Here is a 20,754-nt window from a genome sequence, read left to right as displayed (position 1 = left end):
TTTTAAAGTCTAAACAGTAACGTATCTGGATTTGTTATTTTGGAATTATCACACACTTCAAAATTTGATGAGAGCACTATTAAGCTTGTGCAGCTAACGGACACGCATTTATTTGCGCCGAGCAATGGCAGTTTATTAAGCATCAACACTCAAGATAGCTTTCGTGCTGTAGTCGGTGGCATTGTTAGCCAGGGCTTTGACTATCAAGCGATTTTAGCAACCGGTGATATCTCTCAAGATCACAGTGCAGAGTCGTACCAGAAATTTGAGTCAGGGATTCAGCCTTTGGAAAAGCCATGTTATTGGCTGCCAGGAAACCATGACTTTAAGCCTAATATGGGCAGTGTTTTACCATCAACCCAAATACAGTGCGTTGAGCATGTCTTGCTAGGCGATAGCTGGCAGATGGTGATGCTGGATTCGCAAGTGGTGGGTGTGCCTCATGGTCGCCTCAGCGATCAACAGCTTGATCTGTTAGATCAAAAGCTGACGGAATTCCCTGAACGTAATACATTGGTTCTATTGCACCACCACCCGTTATTGGTTGGCAGTGCATGGTTGGATCAACATAACCTAAAAGACGCAGACCAATTTTGGGATGTGGTTCAACAGCACACCAATGTTAAAGCGGTACTGTGTGGCCACGTTCATCAAGACATGAACCGAGATCATCATGGTGTACAAGTCATGGCAACACCGTCGACTTGTGTGCAATTCAAACCTAACTCAGATGACTTCGCGGTAGACACTTTGTCTCCGGGCTGGAGAGAGATTGAACTGCATCAAGACGGAACGGTCAGCACGAAAGTTCGTCGTTTGCCTGATGGGCAGTTCTTGCCTGATTTTGAAGCGGCTGGTTATTAATGCTGTTGATTATTGATGTAGGAGTCTATTAATGTCTGGTTCTGAACTGCAAACCACTAAGCCATCACTGCTCCTCTATATTCACGGTTTCAACAGTTCATCACGTTCTCATAAAGCGAACGTGATGGCAGATTATTGTGCTAAGTATCGCTCTGATATTAAAGTCGTTACCCCTCAACTGCCGAGCTTTCCTCAGCAAGCAGCTCTGCATTTACAGCAGTTGGTGGAGCAATATAAAGAGCAATATCAGATAGCGTTGGTGGGTAGCTCATTGGGTGGCTATCTTTCAACATGGCTGAATAGTCACTATGGTTTTAAAGCTGTGGTTGTAAACCCAGCAGTAAAGCCATTTGAGCTTCTTGCTGACTATTTAGGTGAACAAGTAAACCCATACACTGATGAGCGATATGTACTGGAAACAAAGCATATCGATGAACTGAAGGCGTTAGAGGTTCCGGTTATCACTAAGCCGAGTGATTTCTGGTTACTTCAGCAAACGGAAGATGAAGTTCTGGATTACCGACAAGCGGTAGAGAAGTACCAAGGTGCAACACAGACAGTAGAAGAGGGGGGATCATAGCTTTGTTGATTTTGAACGCTACCCACAACAAATCATCACCTTTCTAAATATCTAATCTGTTCCACCAACTAAGTGATTTTCTCTTGTTTGCCTGTTATTTCATCTATCAATGGTGAAATATCATAGTTTGATGTCTTAGTTTTTGAACTAGCTTGACATCATTACTCAGCTTCCAGACTATATTCCCCAATACTTCGCTCGTTCGCTCTACTATGACGGTTCATAGTAATGATTCTGCTTTAGTGAAACTGGAGCCAGCGAACTGACGCAAACTTTTTGAGTAAACTCCGTATTATGACTGAACAATATAATGCAAAAGACCTCGAGGTACTTGAAGGTCTCGATCCTGTGCGACACCGCCCGGGAATGTATACTGAGACAGAAAGACCTAACCACCTTGCCCAAGAAGTCATTGATAACTCGGTCGATGAAGCACTAGCGGGACACGCTAAGAAGATCAAAGTTGTGCTTCATGCAGACCAATCGTTAGAAGTTACCGATGACGGCCGTGGTATGCCTGTCGATATTCACCCTGAAAAAGGGATCTCAGGTGTTGAGCTGATTTTAACTAAGCTCCACTCTGGCGGTAAATTCTCGAACAACAACTACAAGTTCTCAGGTGGTCTGCACGGTGTAGGTATCTCGGTTGTAAACGCACTGTCAAAACGTGTTGAAGTGACCGTACGCCGAGAAGGTCAGGTTCATGAGATCGCACTTGAAGGTGGTCATGCTGTAACAGAACTGACTGTAACGGGCACTTGCGGCCATCGTAACAGTGGTACATCTGTACATTTTTGGCCTGATCCTAAGTATTTCGATAGCCCTAAATTTTCGACACTGCGTCTGATTAACAACCTACGTGCAAAAGCAGTGCTTTGCCCAGGTTTAGAAATTACCTTTATCGACAAAGTCGGTGGCGAAGAGCATAAATGGTTCTATGAAGATGGTCTAAAAGACTACCTTGCCGAAGGCGTGAAAGGTTACACCTTACTGCCTGAAGAACCGTATGTTGGCGAATTCGTAGCTGAAACAGAAATGGCGAACTGGGCGATCATCTGGCAGCCAGAAGGCGGTGATATGATTACCGAGAGTTACGTGAACTTAGTACCGACTAAACAAGGTGGTACACACGTAAACGGTCTTCGCCAAGGTCTGCTTGATGCAATGCGCGAGTTCTGTGAGTTCCGTAACTTGCTGCCACGTGGCGTTAAGCTAACAGGTGATGACATCTTTGACCGTTGTTCTTACGTATTATCGGTGAAGATGCAAGATCCGCAGTTTGCTGGTCAAACAAAAGAGCGCTTGTCTTCGCGTCAAACCGCTGCGTTTGTTTCTGGTGTGGTTAAAGATGCATTTAGCTTGTGGTTGAACGAAAAGCCACAACTGGCAGAGCAGTTAGCAGAAGCTTGTATTGCGAATGCCCACCGCCGTATGCGCGCAAGCAAAAAGGTTGTGCGTAAGAAAATCGCTTCAGGTCCAGCTTTGCCAGGTAAGCTAACGGACTGTTCAGTTCAAGACTTAAGCCGTACCGAAATCTTCTTCGTGGAAGGGGACTCGGCGGGTGGTTCAGCTAAACAAGCACGTGACCGTGAGTTCCAAGCGGTGATGCCACTTCGCGGTAAGATTTTAAATACATGGGAAGTGTCAGCAGACCAAGTATTGGCTTCGCAAGAAGTGCACGACATCTCGGTGGCTCTGGGTATCGACCCGGACAACGATGATTTATCAGGCCTGCGTTACGGTAAAATCTGTATTCTTGCCGATGCGGACTCGGATGGTCTTCATATCGCGACACTGCTATGTGCTTTGTTTACTCGCCATTTCCATGCATTAGTTGAAGCGGGTCATATCTATGTGGCAATGCCTCCTCTGTATCGTATCGATTGCGGTAAAGAAGTGTTCTACGCACTTGATGACGCAGAGAAAGACGGTGTGCTTGAGCGACTATCGCAGAAGAAAGCCAAGATCAACGTGCAACGATTCAAAGGTCTGGGTGAAATGAACCCACTTCAGTTGCGTGAAACCACCATGGATCCAAACACTCGTCGCCTTGTGCAGTTAACGATTGATGACAGCGAAGCGACCAACGAGATGATGGACATGCTGCTTGGTAAGAAACGTGCAGATGATCGCCGTACATGGCTACAGACTAACGGTGATATGGCCGAGGTATAATGGATGTCTAACGAAATTACATATGATGGCGTTGAACAGCTGCCAATGCGCAAGTTCACCGAAGATGCCTACTTAAATTACTCAATGTACGTGATCATGGATCGTGCATTGCCGTATATCGGTGATGGCTTGAAGCCAGTACAGCGTCGTATTATCTACGCGATGTCTGAGCTAGGCTTATCGGCTGCATCGAAATACAAAAAATCAGCACGTACCGTTGGTGACGTATTAGGTAAGTATCACCCACACGGTGACTCTGCTTGTTACGAAGCGATGGTATTGATGGCGCAGCCTTTCTCTTACCGTTACCCATTGGTCGATGGTCAAGGTAACTGGGGTGCTCCGGATGACCCGAAATCGTTCGCTGCGATGCGTTATACCGAAGCGAAATTATCTAAGTTTGCTGAGGTTCTTCTAGGTGAACTAGGTCAAGGCACTGTTGACTGGCAACCAAACTTTGATGGCACGATGAAAGAGCCTCAAATGTTGCCTGCTCGTCTGCCTCATATCCTACTTAACGGTATCACTGGTATCGCGGTAGGTATGGCGACCGATATTCCACCACACAACGTGCGTGAAGTCGCTAATGCAGCCATTCACCTAATTGATACGCCTAAGTCTGAGCTTTCAGATGTGATGAGTTTCATTCAAGGTCCAGATTATCCGACAGAAGCTGAGATTATCTCTCCGAAATCGGACATCGAAAAGATCTATCGTACTGGACGTGGCAGCATCAAGATGCGCGCGGTTTGGCACAAGGAAGGCTCTGATATTGTTATCACGGCTTTACCTCATCAAGTGTCAGGTGCGAAGTTACTTGAGCAAATCGCGAACCAGATGCGCGCTAAAAAGCTGCCAATGGTTGACGACTTGCGTGATGAATCTGATCATGAGAACCCAACGCGTATCGTTGTCGTTCCTCGTTCAAATCGTATCGACTGTGATCAATTGATGAGTCACCTGTTCGCGTCGACGGATCTAGAGAAAAACTTCCGCGTTAACTTGAACATGATTGGTTTAGATAACCGTCCTCAAGTTAAAGGCTTAGTTCAGATCCTGAAAGAGTGGATTGAGTTCCGTCGCACAACAGTTCGTCGTCGTTTGCAGTATCGTTTAGATAAAGTATTGGCACGTTTGCACATCTTAGAAGGCTTGCTTGCTGCTTATCTTAATATCGATGAAGTGATTGAGATCATTCGTACAGAAGACGAACCATGTCCTGTATTGATGAGCCGTTTCAACATTTCTGAAATTCAAGCCAATGCGATTCTTGATATTAAACTTCGTAACTTAGCTAAGTTAGAAGAGTTTAAAATCCGAGCGGAACAAGAAGAGCTTGAAGCTGAACGTGAAAAGCTTGAAAAGCTACTCGGTTCAGAGCGTCGCTTGAATACGCTGATCAAGAAAGAAATCCAAGCAGATGCGGATAAATACGGTGATGATCGTCGTTCACCTCTGATTGAGCGTGCTGAAGCGAAAGCGCTAACAGAGCGCGACTTAGTACCAAGCGAACCCATTACGGTTGTGTTGTCTGAGAAAGGTTGGATTCGTCATGCTAAAGGGCATGAGGTTGATGCTGAAGGCTTGAACTACAAATCAGGTGATAAATTCTTAGCGAGTGCTAAGGGTAAGAGTAACCAGCAAGCGGTGTTCCTCGGCAGTGATGGCCGAAGCTACTCCCTTGAATCTCATTCATTACCGTCGGCACGTAGCCAAGGTGAGCCAATTACAGGCCGCTTGAATGTCAGCCCTGGTACTTCTATTCGCCAAGTGGTGATGGGAGAGAATGAGCAATTATGGTTAGTCGGTTCTGATGCTGGTTATGGCTTTGTTTGTAAGGGTAGCGATCTGCTGTCTAAGAACAAGAGCGGTAAAGCGTTGGTTAACTTGCCACAAGCTTCTGAGGTGATGATGCCAAGCCCTATTGCTGACTTGGACAGTAACCAGATTCTGGCGATTACTAACCAAGGCCGTATGTTGTTGTTCCCTATTAAAGACCTACCTCAGTTGAGCAAGGGTAAAGGCAACAAGATCATCAATATCCCTTCTGCGAAAGCAAAAGAGCGTGAAGAGTTTGTCTCGCACTTGATGGCTATCCCAGAGAATGCGACGCTGACTATCTACGCAGGTAAACGTAAACTTGGCTTGAAACCAGCAGATCTTGAAAACTTCCGTGGTGAACGTGGTCGCCGTGGTGGCCTACTACCAAGAGGTTTACAGCGAGTGACTCGCATCGATATCGAAGAGCCAAGTGAATCGTAGAGATACCTGATACAATCTTTAGATAAAAGAAAACCCAGCTTGTGAGCTGGGTTTTTTGTATTTGTGTATTAGCAGCTTGAATCACTGCTTACAGAGTTTACTCTACAGGCGAGTATCTTCAGCAATCGTTACTTTGAGGGTTTTGTTTTCACCTTGGCGTAAGATGCCTACATCAATCACGGTACCTGGACGCAAATCAGTAACAGTATCCATCACACTCTGACGACCATTTACCTGGTTATTGTTGATGCTGACAATAATGTCTTGAGCTTCAAAACCGGCATCCGCTGCAGGGCCATTTGGATCGATACCTAACACAACAATCCCACCTATATTCTTAGTACCCAACATGCGTGAGGTGACAGAGTTGATGTCTTGTCCATCGATACCGATATAACCACGAATTACACGGCCATCGGCGATGATCTTCTCCATGATTTTATTCGCAAGTGGATAGGGGATCGCAAATGAGATCCCATAGGTTTCCATGTCGGTAGCTTGTTGGAAAGAAGCGGTATTGATACCGACTAGCTCACCTTGCGAGTTAACCAACGCGCCACCTGAATTACCTTCATTGATTGCCGCGTCGGTCTGAATAAAGGCTTGATGACCATCGGCACTGATCGAAGAGCGGCCGGTTGCAGAGATGATACCAAAGGTTGTTGTTTGACCTAGGTTATATGGGTTACCGATAGCCAGTACTACATCACCGACATTGGCTTTGTAATTAGGGTTGAGTGGGATCACCGGTAGGTTGTCACCGCTGACTCTAAGTATCGCGATATCGGTGCGCTTGTCTGAACCGACAAGTTGCGCAGCTGCTACTCGGCCATCTTGAAGCGCCACAACTATTTGGTCTGCTTGAGCCACAACATGGAAGTTGGTAATGATGTAGCCTTTCTCGCTAACAATCACCCCAGAGCCCAAACCTTGAGTGAGCAGTTTGTTGCGATCACTTTCAGCGTATTTGCGGCTATAAATGTTAACCACAGCGGGTGCCGCGCGGCGAACTGCTTGGTTAAATGAAATCTGAAGAGAGCCAATATTATCAACTTTAGGGCTAGTGACGTCAGCAACAATCGCTGGTCTTAAGCTCGGGAATGCGAGAAGAATAAGCGCCGCTGAAACGAGTCCAAGGGAAATAGAACGAAATAGAAAGGACAGCATGTTTCCCTCTTCAACAAGTAAGGTGTGAAGCCTCCGTAGATGGATGACTGACTTGATTACTAGTGAAGCATAGCATTTTGATTCATCTAAAGAAAAGGGAGACTGAGTAAGTTTAAAGCAAACTTACCGAGCCTCCCTGTTATTACGCTGACGTACGACTATCGAATAACGAGGTAGATAGTCCTGTCGCCACGTTGGATATTTAGCGCCAATACGCCCGGTTGTTTCTCAAGAATCTTTCTAAATTCAGCAAGGTTTTTAATGGTTTGGCGATTGACGCCAATAATGATGTCGTCTTTGAGAAGTTGGTAAGCCTCTGCTGGTGAGCCTTGAGCAACACTTGACACCTTCACGCCTGTTGCTGAGTCGCTGTCTGTTGTGTTGGTGAGTTCAGCACCAGCAAGCCCTTCATGGAGTTTTTCAGCTTGTGTCTTACTATTGGTCGATTCACCAAGGGTTACATCAAAGGTTTTACTCTTTCCATCGCGAACCACACCAAGTTCAATTTGCTTACCCGCACCTAGAGTTGCCACCTTGGCTCTCAGTTCACTAAAGGTATCAATGCGCTTACCGTTGATAGAGACAATAATATCGCCCGCTTTCAGGCCTGCTTTGTCTGCTGCGCTATCAGGGACAATTTGGCTAACAAAAGCCCCTTTGCTTGATTCATAACCGAGTGCTTCTGCTAATTCTGAGGTAATTTCTCCGCCTTGAACGCCAAGCATGCCGCGTTTTACTTCACCGAAATCGAGAATTTGTTCTGTCAGGTTTTTCATCATATTAGATGGGATTGCAAAGCCGATACCGACATTACCTCCGTTAGGGCCAAGAATGGCAGTGTTGATACCAATCAGTTCACCGTTGAGGTTCACTAGTGCGCCACCAGAGTTACCGCTGTTGATTGCCGCATCGGTTTGAATGAAGTTCTCAAAGTTCTCTAGATTCAGGCCGCTGCGACCAAGCGCAGAAACAATGCCTGATGTCACGGTTTGACCGAGCCCAAATGGGTTACCGATTGCGACACTAAAATCACCGACTCTTAACTTGTCTGAGTCTGCGACTTTTATCTGGGTAAGGTTCTTGGCTTTTTCGAGTTTAAGCAGTGCGATATCAGACATCTGGTCGCCACCGATAAGTTCGGCATCGTATTCTCGACCATCATGAAGTTTTACTTTGATATCGTCGGCACCATTAATCACATGGTAGTTAGTCACGATATGGCCTTTCTTGGCATCAATGATTACACCAGAGCCTAATCCGCGGAATGGGCGCTCTCGTGTTTGTTCGGGGCCAAAAAAGAATTGAAATTGTTCAGGGATTTGCTGACGTTGTACCTGTTTGCCTTCTACGGCAATACTAACCACAGCGGGGGTCACTTGTTCAAGCATAGGCGCGAGGCTTGGTAATTGTTCGTTACCCACACTTAATGGCAGTGCGGCCGTTGCTTGAATGGGGGTGATGATTGAACTTAAGCTTAAAGTCAGTACTGATAAAGCAAGCAAAGGTTTTTTCATCATAAACTCCTCTCTAGTTAAGGTCTTACCCCTCTCACTACGTGTAATAAGTATGAGAAGTTTCAAATGACCTGAGTGAAAGTTATGACTCAAAAACCTTTGTAAAGTTCAAGAAGTGTTAAATGTTTACGATGCTTTTGCTGTCACTACATCAGGAGCATCAATGATTTCTTTCTTCTGTTCTTTAAATAAACCGGTTGCACCATTCGCGTAATCTTTCGGTTGCTCCTCAAGTGTCGCTTCTTTAATTGACGGCTTATCTTGTGATTTGTTCGAATGAGCGGCGGCTGTTTTCACAAACGGGTTGTCTTGCTCTGGCAGGTTAGGAATCAGCTCTGAGCTTGTTTTTTCCATGTGTTGGTACAGTTTTGTGTAGTCCTTACCTAAGGTGTCCAACATTTCTGCTGATTTCGCAAAGTGGTCAGCCAGCTCTTGTCGCTGCTGTTCCAGGGCAAACTTTGCGCTATCCAATTCTTTCTGTACGTTCTTTTGTTTTTTGTATTCAGGTGTCATGAGACGAGAAATAGCGACCCCTAAAATAACTCCGACTAGTAAACCGGCAACGGCATACATCCAAGGCATAACAGCTCCTTATTATTGTTTTTTAACATGTTTGTTACTGCTTAGTTACACGTGCTACGGCTCCATGGTACTATGAGAAAGCCGCAGTATAAAGAGAAATGCGTGTGCGCTAGTTAGCAGTTTAGTGCTGCATTATTCACCGCATTACTTAATCTATCATACTGTCTGGCCCCGTTTTTATTTGCTGTCTGAATATCGCTTTCATTGTGGAAATGTCGTCATGAATCCCATTAAAAAATACGAACAAGATATAAAAGAACATGGATTTCAAAGAGATCCAGCACAAGAGCAAGCCGTTAAATCTTTAGATGAACTCTTTCATCAATTCCAAGATTACATGAATACGCCCATTCCTCAACTGACTCGATTCCAGAAATTACTGGGCAAAAAGCCAGAACTGCCACAGCCACCAAAAGGTCTCTATTTCTGGGGGGGCGTCGGGCGCGGTAAAACGTATTTAATGGATACGTTCTACGATGCCTTACCGACCACAAAAAAAATGCGCGTTCATTTTCACCGCTTTATGTATCGAGTTCATGATGAGCTAAAGGCGTTAGGTAATGTGAGTGATCCACTGCCTTTAGTCGCAGACAAGTTGAAGGAAGAAGCGGATATTATCTGTTTCGACGAATTCTTTGTTTCAGACATCACCGATGCGATGATCTTAGGAACCTTGTTCCAAGAGTTATTCGCTCGAAACGTTATCTTGGTGGCAACGTCAAACATTCCGCCGGCAGATCTGTATCGCAATGGTTTGCAACGCGCGCGTTTCTTGCCAGCAATTAAGCTGATTCAAGATAACTGCCACATTCTTAATGTTGATAGCGGCATTGATTATCGCCTACGTACCCTAGAGCAGGCTGAAATTTATCATTACCCATTGGATAGCCAAGCGAATATCAACCTAGAAAAATATTACGCACAATTAGTCGGTGAAGATAAAGAGAAGCTGAAGCAGATTGAGGTTAACCACCGTCAATTAGATGTAGTCGAAGCGAGTGATGGTGTGTTGCATGGTACTTTTGCTCAGCTTTGTCAGTCGGCTCGTAGCCAGAATGACTACATTGAGCTCTCACGTGTTTACCATACCGTTCTGTTGGCTGATGTATTGCAAATGGGCGCGACTTCAGATGACGCAGCGAGACGTTTTATCGCGTTGGTGGATGAGTTCTACGAGCGTAATGTGAAATTGATTATTTCAGCGGAAGTTGAGCTAGAAAAATTGTATACCCATGGGCAGCTAGAGTTTGAATTTAAACGTTGTCAGTCGCGTTTAATCGAAATGCAGAGCCATGAATATTTGGCAAAAGAACACTTAAGTTAGCTCTGATTATCTCGAATAAGAAATAGAATTAAAAAAATCGTGATTTTGTTCAAAAAGAGGTGATTTTTTCTTCGCTCTTCTCTATAATCCTGCGACCTACCGTTACTGCGGGCCTCTAGCGATGAGTAAAATCACGTTATGCCAAGAGTTTTCCAACACTCGAAGGGGTGATGAATGGTAACTCTTAGACAGTGGGAATACGCGAGTATTCCTTAAGTGTAAATTTTTTAAATAGGTAATTATTAGCATGAAAACTTTCGTTGCTAAACCAGAAACTGTAAAACGCGACTGGTATGTTGTAGACGCTGAAGGCAAAACTCTTGGCCGTCTAGCAAGTGAAATCGCTTCTCGCCTACGCGGCAAGCACAAAGCAGAATACACTCCTCACGTAGACACTGGTGATTACATCATCGTTGTTAACGCTGAGAAAGTTGCTGTAACTGGTAACAAAGCTAAGGGTAAGGTTTACTACCGTCACTCTGAGTTCCCAGGTGGTCTTAAAACTATCACTTTTGAAAAGCTAATTGCTAAGAAACCAGAAATGGTTCTAGAACTAGCAGTTAAAGGTATGCTTCCACGTGGTCCTCTAGGCCGCGCGATGTACCGTAAGCTTAAAGTGTACGCTGGTACTGAGCACAACCATGTTGCTCAACAGCCACAAGTACTAGACATCTAAGGGGATTATGAAAATGGCAGAGAATCAATACTACGGCACTGGTCGTCGCAAAAGCTCAGCAGCTCGTGTTTTCATCAAACCAGGCTCTGGTGAGATCGTAATCAACAAGCGTAGCCTTGATGTTTACTTCGGTCGTCCAACTTCTCGTATGGTTGTTAAGCAACCTCTTGAGCTAGTTGAACTAACTGAGAAACTTGACCTTTACATCACTGTTTCTGGTGGTGGTATTTCTGGTCAAGCTGGCGCAATCCGCCACGGTATCACTCGCGCTCTTATGGAGTACGATGAAACTCTACGTCCTGCTCTACGTGCAGCTGGCTACGTTACTCGTGACGCTCGTTGCGTTGAACGTAAGAAAGTTGGTCTACGTAAAGCACGTCGTAAACCTCAATTCTCTAAGCGTTAATTTTTCTTTACGAAAAAGTACACGCTCCCAGTTTTATTACTGGAATTGTGGTTCAAAGCTCGGCTATATGCCGGGCTTTTTGTTTTTATACCCACTCTAAACGCTTCCTCTCCCTCGTTTTATTCCCAAATTCTTATATTTTGAAAGCTTTTGTAACCCAATGTGCGCTTTGCCTCATGATTGTTACAAAAAGGTAGCTTTATCTTGTCAAAAAGTAGGGTTTTATTTATCATTTGCCGTCAATAAATAGAACTAAATACATATTTTGTTAGCCATGCTCTTTAATCGGAATTATTTCAATCCATAAGGAGCAAATGGGAGAATGTTTGGATGAGCAACGCGCCTTTAAATAACGGTCGCAGGCGTTTCTTAACCGCAACAACAGCCGTTGTTGGTGGTTTAGGAGCAGCTGCTGTAGCCGTGCCTTTTATTAAATCATGGAATCCGAGTGCCAAGGCGAAAGCTGCGGGCGCGCCGGTGGAAGTGGAAGTCAGTAAGTTAGAACCGGGACAAATGGTTCGTGTCGAGTGGCAAGGTAAACCTGTATGGGTTGTACGCCGTGCTGAGTCGGTACTAGAAAACCTAAAAGCTATCGGTGGTCAACTTCGTGACCCTCAATCTGAAGCTGAACAACAACCAGAATACGCGCAGAACGAGTTCCGTTCAATTAAGCCGGAATTCTTCGTTGCTGTTGGTTTCTGTACGCACTTAGGTTGTTCTCCAACTTACCTGCCAGATTCTTTTGCAGAACAAGTTCAGGGCGTTAAGTCTGGTTTCTTCTGTCCTTGTCATGGTTCGAAGTTTGATATGGCAGGTCGAGTATTCCAAGGTGTACCTGCACCGTTGAACCTTGTTGTGCCAAAGCATATGTATTTAAGTGACACCAAGATCCTTATCGGTATTGACGAGGGAGATGCATAATGCAAGGACTACTAGACTGGGTAGAGAAACGTATACCCGCGATGAATGCTTATAAAAAGCACTTGTCTGAATACCCAATGCCTAAGAACTTTAACTTTTGGTACCTTTTCGGTTCTTTAGCTATGTTGGTACTGGTTAACCAAATTCTTACGGGTATTTGGTTAACAATGAACTACGTACCGTCTGGTGACGGTGCATTTGCTTCTGTTGAATACATCATGCGTGATGTGGAATACGGCTGGTTACTGCGTTACATGCACTCAACAGGTGCTTCGGCATTCTTCGTTGTTATCTATCTGCATATGTTCCGTGGTCTAATTTACGGTTCTTACCAAAAACCTCGTGAGCTACTTTGGATCTTCGGTATGTTGATCTTCTTAGTACTTATGGCTGAGGCTTTCATGGGTTACCTACTACCATGGGGTCAAATGTCTTACTGGGGTGCTCAGGTAATCATTTCTCTGTTTGGTGCGATCCCTGTTATCGGTGATGACCTAACGCTTTGGATCCGTGGTGACTACATCATCTCTGGTGCAACGCTGAACCGTTTCTTCGCACTGCACGTTATCGCGCTACCAATCGTACTTCTGCTGCTTATCGTGCTTCACGTACTAGCGCTACACGAAGTGGGTTCGAACAACCCTGACGGTATCGAAACTAAACTTCCTAAAGGCACAATGGGCGACGATTACAAAACTCAGTTCCCATTCCATAAGGATTACACTAAGAAATACGACATCATCGACTCTATTCCTTTCCACCCATACGGGACGGTGAAAGATATGGTAGGTGTTGCTGGTTTCCTATTCTTGTTCTGTTACGTGCTGTTCTTTAACCCAGAAATGGGTGGATACTTCCTTGAGCCGCCTAACTTTGAAGCTGCGAACCCGCTGAAAACACCTGAGCATATCGCTCCAGTTTGGTACTTCACGCCGTTCTACGCTGTACTTCGTGCTGTTCCTGATAAGCTGTTAGGTGTAGTCGCAATGGGCGCATCAATTGTTGTGCTATTCCTATTGCCATGGTTTGACCGCTGTAAGGTTCGTTCTTACCGTTACCGTAGCAAACTGCATTTGATCAACATCATCCAATTCACAATAAGCTTTATTGCGCTTGGTGTACTTGGTGCGCTTCCTGCAACGCCAACATACACGTTACTGGCTCAAATCTTTAGCTTAGGTTATTTCATGTTCTTCGTTCTACTGTGGTTCTACAGTAAAAATGAAGCGACGAAACCATTACCAGAAAGGGTGACATTCAAATGAAAAAGTGGATTGTAATTTTATTTGCTATGTTGCCGTCATTGGCGATGGCAGCTGGTGCAAACGTACCATTAGACAAAGCGAACAATGACTTAACAGACAAAGCTTCATTGCAAAATGGCGCTAAGATGTTCATGAACTACTGTTTCGCTTGTCACTCAACGCAGTACCAGCGCTATGAACGTGTTGCGAATGATTTAGAGATCCCTGTTGATCTAATGAAGGAAAACCTGATTTTCGACCCAGAGGCGAAAATTGGTAGCTTGATGGTTAACGCTATGCCTTCTGAGCAAGCGGCAAGTTGGTTTGGTGCTCCGCCACCTGACCTAACTTTGGTGGCTCGTGTTCGTGGCGCAGATTGGCTATACACGTACCTTCGTACATTCTATGAAGATCCGTCTCGTCCGTTTGGCGTGAACAACATTGTTTTCCCAAGTGTAGGTATGCCGCACGTTCTTGAAGAACTGCAAGGTATCCCAACACCAATCTACGATACGCATATGGTAGATGGCGAGGAAGTGACGGTTGTTGTTGGTACTGAAACTGACGGTTCTGGCGAATTAAGTGCCGGTGAATACGACGAAGCGGTTCGTGACCTTGTTAACTTTTTGGTTTACTCGGGCGACCCAGTTCAACTTGAGCGTCATGCTATGGGGTGGTGGGTAATGGCCTTCTTAGTAATCTTCACTATCATCGTGATTTTGCTGAAGAAAGAGTATTGGCGTGATGTGCACTAATTGTGCTATAATACCGTGCTAATTCCCAAATTATGTTAATGTTCAATGGAGGCTTTAGGCCTCCATTGTTTTTATTTAAAGTGTACTGGAGGGCTCCATGGCTGTAGCTGCCAATAAACGTTCTGTAATGACTCTTTTCTCAAGTGCTTCTGATATGTATAGCCATCAGGTGCGCATTGTTCTTGCTGAAAAAGGCGTAAGTGTTGAAGTTGAGTTGGTTGATGAAAAAAATCTACCAGCAGAACTTGTTGAACTGAACCCGTACAAATCAGTACCTACTCTTGTTGATCGTGAGCTTGCTCTATATGACTCAAAGATCATCATGGAATACCTAGATGAGCGTTTTCCTCATCCACCATTGATGCCTGTATACCCGGTTGCTCGTGGTAATAGCCGTCTAATGATGTACCGCATTGAGCGTAACTGGTATTCAGTTGCAGAGAAGATCGTTAAAGGCAACGCTGAAGAATCTGAAGCAGCCCGCGTTAAATTGCGTAACGACCTACTGACTCTTGCTCCTATCTTCGCTGAGTATGAATACTTCATGAGCGAAGAGTTTAGCCTAATTGATTGTTACCTAGCTCCGCTATTATGGCGTTTACCTGAGCTTGGTATTGAACTAATTGGTCCTGGTTCTAAAGAGCTTAAGATTTACATGAACCGCGTATTTGAACGTGATTCATTCCTAGCTTCTCTAACTGAAGCTGAGCGTGAGATGCGACTCGTTCGCTAAGCGTTATGGATATTTCAAATATGACTCCACGCCGACCATATATGCTTCGTGCATTTTATGAATGGCTGGTTGATAACGAACTAACTCCACACCTTGTTGTTGAAGCAACACTACCAGGTGTGCGAGTTCCAGAAGAGTTTGTCCAAGATGGTCAGATCATTCTGAACATCGCGCCTCGTGCGGTTGGACAACTTGAATTGGGTAACGAAGCTGTGACGTTTAGTGCTCGCTTTAGTGGTCGCCCACACTCTGTGATTGTTCCACTTTATGCTGTACAAGCGATTTACGCTCGTGAGAATGGTGCTGGTACTATGTTTGAACCTGAAGAGGCTTACATGGAATCGTTTGAAGAAGGGATTGAAGAAACTCCTTTTGAAGAACCAGAAAAAGGTCCATCTTTGAGCGTAGCAACGGCAGACGTAGATGCTGAAGAGCCTGACTCAGATCCTGAGCCACCTCGTCCAGTGAAAGGTCGCCCAAGTCTTCGTGTTATCAAATAACGTTAGTTAAAACGACTCAAATAAAAAAGCAGCGATTCGTCGCTGCTTTTTCTTGTCTGCTAAATGGCATTTAATTGACTGGCTTAAGGCTAGTTAACGGCCGTCTCTTCTTCGCCATATTCAAACGCTCGAATGACCTGTTTTACACCTGAGATGTTACGCGCAACTTCTGTCGCGATATCAGCATGCTCTCGAGTGACGAGTCCAAGCAGGAATACTTCTGAATCCTCAGTAATCACTTTTACTTTGATGCCGTTAAGCTCAGCATTCGCAAGCAGAGCTGATTTCACTTTAGTGGTAATCCAGCTGTCTTTGCTAATAGCGCTAACTGACAAAGGCTCTTTGACTCGAATCTGGTTATGTATACTTTCGACGCCTGTTACTTCCTTGGCTTGGCTTTCAAAAGCACGACGTTCAGCGTCTGTCGTTGCTTGGCCCATTAACACTACAGAGCCGCGGTAAGAGCTTGCGGTGACACGCACGCTACCACGGTATGGTTGTTTATTGGTGATAGCTGCAACTTCAAATTCGATATTGTTATCGTTCCAAATCTCTTTGGTCGTTCGCGTATCTGTGACTAGGTTTGCTGTGGTTGCTGCACCAGCAATGAAAATGCCAGCACAACCAGATAGGGATAGTGTAAGTAGCGAAACACTAATCAGCTTAAACAGCATCATAGAGGTTAATGATTTCATTGTGATGCTCCGTATATCACTCTTCGTGAGCAGGGAAGAGTACTTGATCGATTAGGTCACATAGGCAGTGTAGTGTCACCATGTGTACTTCATGAATGCGCGCTGTACGGTGTGAAGGGATACGAATTTCTACATCGTGTTCACCAAGCAAGCCTGCCATTTCACCCCCATCTTTGCCTGTAAAGGCGATGATTGTCATGTCGCGAGTTACTGCGGCTTCCATTGCTTTGATGATGTTTTTGCTATTACCGCTAGTAGAGATAGCCAACAGAATATCGCCAGTTTGACCAAACGCACGTACCTGCTTAGAGAAGATCTCTTCATAGTGGTAATCGTTAGCTACTGCCGTTAGCGTAGTGTTGTCTGCAGTGAGTGCCATCGCTGGAAGGCTAGGGCGCTCTGTCTCAAATCTGTTGAGTAGACATGATACAAATTGCTGAGCATTCGACGCCGAACCACCATTACCACAACAAAGAATTTTGTTTCCGTTAAGCAAGGTCGCAACCATTGCTTGAGCGGCATGCGTGATTGCGTCAGGCAGAGCTTCTGCAGCCGCAATTTGGATTTGAATACTTTCTGTAAAACTTTCTTTAATGCTGTCTAGCATGTTTATCCTTGGGTAATCGCGTTTTGAATCCAGTCGATATTGTCATTCGGCCCTTCAATGGCAACGATATCAAACCTGAAATCTGTAGAGTGCACCGACAAGCCTTGCTGCATAAGCCAAACATTGGCTGTTTTGAGCAGCTTCTGTGACTTCTTGGCAGTCACCATTTCAGCGGCATGTCCGTAGCGGGTTTGCTTGCGGTATTTTACCTCAGCAAACACAACCGTATTGTTATGGCGCATTATAAGATCAATCTCGCCACATTTTGCTATGAAGTTTTCTTCTATTAACGATAAACCGTGGTTAATCAGATAAGATTTTGCCACGGCCTCGTATCTATCACCCACTTGTTTGTGGGTGATAGTTGGTTTGGAACGGAACTTTTGGCTAAAAAGCCCCATGCTCTGCCCAGCTGATTTCACGTTGGACCACACAGTTGTTATCGATGGTTAACACCCCCGTTTCACCTGGAATACTATATCCCTGCACGGCTTTCATCTGTGGTAGTGCATCCATTAGGTAGTATGCATCCATTCCCAATGCTTGCAGACGTTTTTGGCCATTTGAATGTGCTGGCCATAGGTCGTTTAGCTCTTTATTAAGCTCGTTTTTGTTTTCAACCAATAGTGGGATATCGCTGTAGAATACACCGGTTAGGTCTTCATACTGCTTATCACCGCTGTTGCTGCGTGAGTTTGAGAAAAGAGCGGGTTGGCTAGCATCAGGGTTAATTGCCACTTCAATGAAGGGTTTGATTAGCGTTAGCTCTGAGTTCTTAGCCACAATGTAGACAGAATCGATATCACGACGGCTGCGTGGCTCTGTTTCTAGGTCTAGGTTAAGTAACCCGTCCATTTGAGCGATACGCTGTTGGCTCTCTTGCAAGCCGAATACCTGATTCACATTACGTTGCAGTTGGCGTTTGTCAGAGAACAAGCTGATAGCAACATCGTTGCTGCTGTATTTTTTCCACTCTTCTTTAAACGCTTGCTCAACACGCTCACCTAAACGCCCTCTTGGCGCAAGGATAAGCGGGTACTTGTAGCCTTGAGCAAATAGGTGCTTCGCTGCCTGAGCGACTTCTTGCTCTGGCGATAGAGCGAGATAACAAATGTTGGTATCTGGTTCTAGTTGCGTTGGAATGTTCAAAGCTAAAGCTGGAATCGAGTTCTCGTGGTTTTTCTGCGCTTGCTGAAGCTTAGTGATGTTGCTCTTAATCAGCGGGCCAACGATGAAATCAACGTTGTTCTCTTCGAGTGTCGCTTTAATCTCAGCGGCACTTTGCACGTTGGTATCCATTACCGTCAGCGTTGCATCTTCTTCACGCTCTTTGTCATTCATCATCGCAAAGATGAAACCGTCACGCACAAGTTGTGCCTGCTTGCCGTACTTACCGGTTAGAGGCAGTAATAGTGCAGTGCTAGTTGGCTTGCTGATCTCTAGCGCCAAGATGTCAGTGATCGCCTGAGGTGTATATGTCGCTGCTGGGTGCTGAGGATTCTCTGCTAGCCAATCAGACAGGGTTTCCTGTAGGTTTGGAAGATTTGAATTCAGCGTCTTCATGTAAATCGCCAGTTGTAACCAACCTGCAAGAACGTCTTCTGTAGGCGACGTCTTAAGCTCTAGAATCTCATATTGAGAGTAGCTATTTAGGTTTTGCCAAATACGGTCAGCAGCTTGTTGTTGGAGCTCGTCGTCAGCGTCTAGGTACTCTGAATAAAGAACTAACTCACGGCTTGCTTCAAAATACTCGTTTTGCATTTCAGAAATGTTCGCGCGTAGCTCGTGATAATCTTTCCACTGCTCGTTCGGAATTTTCCACCAAGGCTGAAAGTTCAGTTGGCTATAAGCTTGCTCCGGCTGCGAGTTATTCACCAACAGTTGAGCACGAGCTAATTGCCATTCCGCTTGTTGCGTTTCGCTCAGCTTTTGTTTGGCTAAGCGTTTGATCAGCAGAGTTGCTTGATCGGTTTTTCCAGCTTGCACAGAAGCCTTAAGCGCCATGATTAACCAGTCGTTTTGTAGACTTCCTTTACTACTATCCGCCTGCATCATGTAACTTTCAGTTGATTGCGCTGGATCTAGTGTAATATCAACGCTCGTTGGTGCTTGAGGACCTGAAGAACAAGCCGCCAATGTAATTGCTAATGCAATTGGAGTTAGTAAGCGTGGTACACTGAGTCTCTTATGGTTCATCGTTGCCATGAGTTCTTTAAATTCCGTATAAATTTGTATCTATATTAATCGTTGAAGTGATGGTAAACAAATGACAGATAACAAAACCTTGCTCACAGAGAGCCCAACTCTCTACATTGTGCCAACCCCAATCGGAAATTTGGGAGATATCACTCAAAGAGCAATTGAAATTTTATCAAGTGTCGATGTTATTGCAGCCGAAGACACACGCCACACGGGTAAGCTGCTTGCTCACTTCAATATATCAACCAGAACGTTCGCTTTACATGATCATAATGAACAAACTAAAGCGCAAGTTCTAGTCGAAAGGTTATTAGAAGGTCAGTCTATCGCATTAGTCTCTGATGCGGGTACTCCTTTAATTAGTGACCCAGGTTACCATCTTGTCTCACAATGTCGTCAAGCGGGTGTGAGAGTTGTGCCACTTCCTGGTGCTTGTGCTGTGATTACGGCATTGAGTGCTTCTGGTTTACCGTCAGATCGTTTCAGCTTTGAAGGCTTTTTACCGCCAAAGAGCAAAGGTCGTAAAGACAAGTTCTTAGAGATCGCAAAGGCAGAGCGCACCTGCATCTTCTATGAATCACCACACCGTATTTCAGATTCTCTACAAGACATGCTTGAGATTCTTGGCCCTGACCGTGAGGTTGTATTGGCGCGAGAGCTAACCAAAACCTTTGAAACCATCCAAGGTCTACCACTGGGGGAACTTATTGAGTGGATTGAAGAAGACGCGAACCGTAAGCGCGGTGAGATGGTGTTACTGATTCATGGTCACCGTGAAGAAGCGAGCACAGAATTGCCAGACGAAGCGACTCGCACACTAGGTATTCTAACCAAAGAGTTGCCCCTTAAAAAAGCGGCGGCGATGACGGCAGAAATCTACAATCTGAAAAAGAACGCTTTATACAAATGGGGCCTAGAGCATCTAGACAACTAGAAACCTCTTTATAGAGTAGCTAACCTGTATTGAAAAGCTTGTGGGGAGTGAGGGTAATACCGTCACTCCTCTTTTTTGTCTTAATTGTGTGAAATTCATGCAGTTGCTTAGAGGTTTGCAGCATATTTGTGATCTCGCTAGACACTGCGCTCTAATCTCTATACAATCCGCCCTCGGAGTTGAACGGGTAATCGCTGCTTTGCTGATGTCCTTCGGGAGACTGACGTTGAGGTCCTTCGGGAAACTGACGTTGAAGTCCTTCGGGAGACTGGTAGAGGGGAGGAACGTCCGGGCTCCATAGAGCAGGGTGCCAGATAACGTCTGGGGGGCGCGAGCCCACGACAAGTGCAGCAGAGAGAAGACCGCCGATGGCCTCATTTCTTCGGAAGGGGCACAGGTAAGGCTGAAAGGGTGCGGTAAGAGCGCACCGTGCGACTGGCAACAGTTCGTAGCAAGGTAAACTCCACCCGGAGCAAGATCAAATAGGCCCTCACATTGCGTTGCTCGCGTATGGGGGCGGGTAGATTGCTTGAGCCTGTGAGCGATTGCAGGCCTAGACGAATGGTTACCGCCGCGCAAGCGGAACAGAACCCGGCGTATGTGTCAACTCCACCTA

The 20,754-nt window shown here is 45.3% G+C and carries 19 protein-coding genes, 1 other RNA gene and 1 pseudogene; 14 read left to right on the top strand and 7 right to left on the bottom strand.

From position 1 onward, the window contains the following. Positions 1 to 39 precede the first annotated feature (39 nt). From cpdA to parC, 4 genes and pseudogenes are all read left to right on the top strand, one after another. A complete protein-coding gene (gene cpdA, locus AB8613_RS06380; protein WP_285955143.1) occupies positions 40 to 864 on the top strand; it encodes a 3',5'-cyclic-AMP phosphodiesterase in 825 nt (274 codons plus the stop codon). A gap of 31 nt (positions 865 to 895) precedes the next feature. Then, positions 896 to 1,499 (top strand): annotated as a pseudogene (gene yqiA, locus AB8613_RS06375) (esterase YqiA). A 239-nt stretch (positions 1,500 to 1,738) separates the two neighbouring features. Beyond that, the gene (gene parE, locus AB8613_RS06370; protein ID WP_017061428.1) at positions 1,739 to 3,619 is read left to right on the top strand and encodes a DNA topoisomerase IV subunit B; all 1,881 of its coding nucleotides are present in this window, start codon (positions 1,739 to 1,741) and stop codon (positions 3,617 to 3,619) included. A 3-nt stretch (positions 3,620 to 3,622) separates the two neighbouring features. Beyond that, the gene (parC, locus tag AB8613_RS06365; RefSeq protein WP_146490517.1) at positions 3,623 to 5,881 is read left to right on the top strand and encodes a DNA topoisomerase IV subunit A; all 2,259 of its coding nucleotides are present in this window, start codon (positions 3,623 to 3,625) and stop codon (positions 5,879 to 5,881) included. Positions 5,882 to 5,983: 102 nt separating this feature from the next. Here parC and degS read toward each other — a convergent pair whose 3' ends face one another. From degS to zapG, 3 genes are all read right to left on the bottom strand, one after another. After that, positions 5,984 to 7,048, bottom strand: coding sequence for an outer membrane-stress sensor serine endopeptidase DegS (degS, locus tag AB8613_RS06360; RefSeq protein ID WP_060983027.1), 1,065 nt, complete (start codon positions 7,046 to 7,048; stop codon positions 5,984 to 5,986). Positions 7,049 to 7,206: 158 nt separating this feature from the next. Beyond that, a complete protein-coding gene (locus tag AB8613_RS06355) occupies positions 7,207 to 8,562 on the bottom strand; it encodes a Do family serine endopeptidase (RefSeq protein WP_372384804.1) in 1,356 nt (451 codons plus the stop codon). A gap of 126 nt (positions 8,563 to 8,688) precedes the next feature. Then, a complete protein-coding gene (gene zapG, locus AB8613_RS06350; RefSeq protein WP_372384662.1) occupies positions 8,689 to 9,144 on the bottom strand; it encodes a Z-ring associated protein ZapG in 456 nt (151 codons plus the stop codon). A 220-nt stretch (positions 9,145 to 9,364) separates the two neighbouring features. Between zapG and zapE the strand changes: the two genes are divergently transcribed. The 8 genes from zapE (at position 9,365) to sspB (ending at position 15,703) form a co-directional block, all read left to right on the top strand. Beyond that, the gene (zapE, locus tag AB8613_RS06345; protein ID WP_050635033.1) at positions 9,365 to 10,468 is read left to right on the top strand and encodes a cell division protein ZapE; all 1,104 of its coding nucleotides are present in this window, start codon (positions 9,365 to 9,367) and stop codon (positions 10,466 to 10,468) included. 247 nt (positions 10,469 to 10,715) lie between these two features. Beyond that, positions 10,716 to 11,144: a 50S ribosomal protein L13 gene (gene rplM / locus AB8613_RS06340; RefSeq protein WP_010434689.1), complete on the top strand. Its 429-nt coding sequence runs from the start codon at positions 10,716 to 10,718 to the stop codon at positions 11,142 to 11,144. Between the two features lie 13 nt (positions 11,145 to 11,157). Next, positions 11,158 to 11,550 (top strand): 30S ribosomal protein S9, encoded by a 393-nt coding sequence (rpsI, locus tag AB8613_RS06335; RefSeq protein WP_004740758.1) that lies wholly within the window; start codon positions 11,158 to 11,160, stop codon positions 11,548 to 11,550. 330 nt (positions 11,551 to 11,880) lie between these two features. Continuing rightward, the gene (gene petA, locus AB8613_RS06330) at positions 11,881 to 12,471 is read left to right on the top strand and encodes a ubiquinol-cytochrome c reductase iron-sulfur subunit (RefSeq protein WP_061019062.1); all 591 of its coding nucleotides are present in this window, start codon (positions 11,881 to 11,883) and stop codon (positions 12,469 to 12,471) included. Beyond that, entirely contained in the window at positions 12,471 to 13,736 is a 1,266-nt protein-coding gene (locus tag AB8613_RS06325; RefSeq protein ID WP_017629361.1) for a cytochrome bc complex cytochrome b subunit, read from the top strand. The genes petA and AB8613_RS06325 overlap by 1 nt, the downstream gene beginning before the upstream one ends. Beyond that, positions 13,733 to 14,470: a cytochrome c1 gene (locus AB8613_RS06320; RefSeq protein WP_048658023.1), complete on the top strand. Its 738-nt coding sequence runs from the start codon at positions 13,733 to 13,735 to the stop codon at positions 14,468 to 14,470. The genes AB8613_RS06325 and AB8613_RS06320 overlap by 4 nt, the downstream gene beginning before the upstream one ends. Before the next feature lie 97 nt (positions 14,471 to 14,567). Further along, the gene (gene sspA, locus AB8613_RS06315) at positions 14,568 to 15,203 is read left to right on the top strand and encodes a stringent starvation protein SspA (protein WP_009848943.1); all 636 of its coding nucleotides are present in this window, start codon (positions 14,568 to 14,570) and stop codon (positions 15,201 to 15,203) included. Positions 15,204 to 15,223: 20 nt separating this feature from the next. Beyond that, positions 15,224 to 15,703, top strand: a complete 480-nt coding sequence (gene sspB, locus AB8613_RS06310) for a ClpXP protease specificity-enhancing factor (RefSeq protein WP_081090129.1) — start codon at positions 15,224 to 15,226, stop codon at positions 15,701 to 15,703. A gap of 89 nt (positions 15,704 to 15,792) precedes the next feature. Here the strand turns inward: sspB and AB8613_RS06305 are convergent, their stop codons facing one another. The 4 genes from AB8613_RS06305 to AB8613_RS06290 are packed head-to-tail and all read right to left on the bottom strand — an operon-like array spanning position 15,793 to position 19,210. Continuing rightward, positions 15,793 to 16,398, bottom strand: coding sequence for a BON domain-containing protein (locus AB8613_RS06305; protein ID WP_146490520.1), 606 nt, complete (start codon positions 16,396 to 16,398; stop codon positions 15,793 to 15,795). Between the two features lie 16 nt (positions 16,399 to 16,414). Next, on the bottom strand, positions 16,415 to 17,005 hold the full coding sequence (locus AB8613_RS06300) for a phosphoheptose isomerase (protein ID WP_004729817.1): 591 nt from the start codon (positions 17,003 to 17,005) through the stop codon (positions 16,415 to 16,417). A 2-nt stretch (positions 17,006 to 17,007) separates the two neighbouring features. Further along, a complete protein-coding gene (locus tag AB8613_RS06295; RefSeq protein ID WP_372384803.1) occupies positions 17,008 to 17,406 on the bottom strand; it encodes a YraN family protein in 399 nt (132 codons plus the stop codon). Then, positions 17,393 to 19,210, bottom strand: a complete 1,818-nt coding sequence (locus AB8613_RS06290) for a penicillin-binding protein activator (RefSeq protein WP_146490521.1) — start codon at positions 19,208 to 19,210, stop codon at positions 17,393 to 17,395. The genes AB8613_RS06295 and AB8613_RS06290 overlap by 14 nt, the downstream gene beginning before the upstream one ends. Before the next feature lie 61 nt (positions 19,211 to 19,271). On the opposite strand from AB8613_RS06290, the gene rsmI reads away from it, so the two are divergent. Together rsmI and rnpB are read left to right on the top strand one after the other, a co-directional pair. Beyond that, positions 19,272 to 20,138 carry a 16S rRNA (cytidine(1402)-2'-O)-methyltransferase gene (rsmI, locus tag AB8613_RS06285; protein WP_019824587.1) on the top strand — a complete coding sequence of 289 codons (867 nt, stop codon included), beginning with the start codon at positions 19,272 to 19,274 and terminating at the stop codon, positions 20,136 to 20,138. Between the two features lie 175 nt (positions 20,139 to 20,313). After that, positions 20,314 to 20,753: RNase P RNA component class A (gene rnpB / locus AB8613_RS06280), an RNA gene on the top strand. The last annotated feature ends 1 nt before the right edge of the window (position 20,754 follow it).

Source organism: Vibrio sp. BS-M-Sm-2 (genome assembly GCF_041504345.1).
In the GTDB taxonomy this organism is placed as follows: domain Bacteria; phylum Pseudomonadota; class Gammaproteobacteria; order Enterobacterales; family Vibrionaceae; genus Vibrio; species Vibrio satsumensis.
Note: the sequence above shows the minus strand (reverse complement) of the source record. Positions and strands in the feature narration are given on the sequence as shown.

Bases quoted from the DNA above. Each gene is read 5' to 3' on its own strand.
- sspB (WP_081090129.1), top strand. From the start codon at position 15,224: ATGACTCCACGCCGACCATATATGCTTCGTGCATTTTATGAATGGCTG.
- zapG (WP_372384662.1), bottom strand. From the start codon at position 9,144: ATGCCTTGGATGTATGCCGTTGCCGGTTTACTAGTCGGAGTTATTTTA.
- parC (WP_146490517.1), top strand. From the start codon at position 3,623: ATGTCTAACGAAATTACATATGATGGCGTTGAACAGCTGCCAATGCGC.
- sspA (WP_009848943.1), top strand. From the start codon at position 14,568: ATGGCTGTAGCTGCCAATAAACGTTCTGTAATGACTCTTTTCTCAAGT.
- AB8613_RS06320 (WP_048658023.1), top strand. From the start codon at position 13,733: ATGAAAAAGTGGATTGTAATTTTATTTGCTATGTTGCCGTCATTGGCG.
- AB8613_RS06290 (WP_146490521.1), bottom strand. From the start codon at position 19,210: ATGGCAACGATGAACCATAAGAGACTCAGTGTACCACGCTTACTAACT.
- parE (WP_017061428.1), top strand. From the start codon at position 1,739: ATGACTGAACAATATAATGCAAAAGACCTCGAGGTACTTGAAGGTCTC.
- rplM (WP_010434689.1), top strand. From the start codon at position 10,716: ATGAAAACTTTCGTTGCTAAACCAGAAACTGTAAAACGCGACTGGTAT.
- zapE (WP_050635033.1), top strand. From the start codon at position 9,365: ATGAATCCCATTAAAAAATACGAACAAGATATAAAAGAACATGGATTT.
- AB8613_RS06355 (WP_372384804.1), bottom strand. From the start codon at position 8,562: ATGAAAAAACCTTTGCTTGCTTTATCAGTACTGACTTTAAGCTTAAGT.
- rpsI (WP_004740758.1), top strand. From the start codon at position 11,158: ATGGCAGAGAATCAATACTACGGCACTGGTCGTCGCAAAAGCTCAGCA.
- AB8613_RS06325 (WP_017629361.1), top strand. From the start codon at position 12,471: ATGCAAGGACTACTAGACTGGGTAGAGAAACGTATACCCGCGATGAAT.
- petA (WP_061019062.1), top strand. From the start codon at position 11,881: ATGAGCAACGCGCCTTTAAATAACGGTCGCAGGCGTTTCTTAACCGCA.
- degS (WP_060983027.1), bottom strand. From the start codon at position 7,048: ATGCTGTCCTTTCTATTTCGTTCTATTTCCCTTGGACTCGTTTCAGCG.
- AB8613_RS06305 (WP_146490520.1), bottom strand. From the start codon at position 16,398: ATGAAATCATTAACCTCTATGATGCTGTTTAAGCTGATTAGTGTTTCG.
- AB8613_RS06300 (WP_004729817.1), bottom strand. From the start codon at position 17,005: ATGCTAGACAGCATTAAAGAAAGTTTTACAGAAAGTATTCAAATCCAA.
- rsmI (WP_019824587.1), top strand. From the start codon at position 19,272: ATGACAGATAACAAAACCTTGCTCACAGAGAGCCCAACTCTCTACATT.
- AB8613_RS06295 (WP_372384803.1), bottom strand. From the start codon at position 17,406: ATGGGGCTTTTTAGCCAAAAGTTCCGTTCCAAACCAACTATCACCCAC.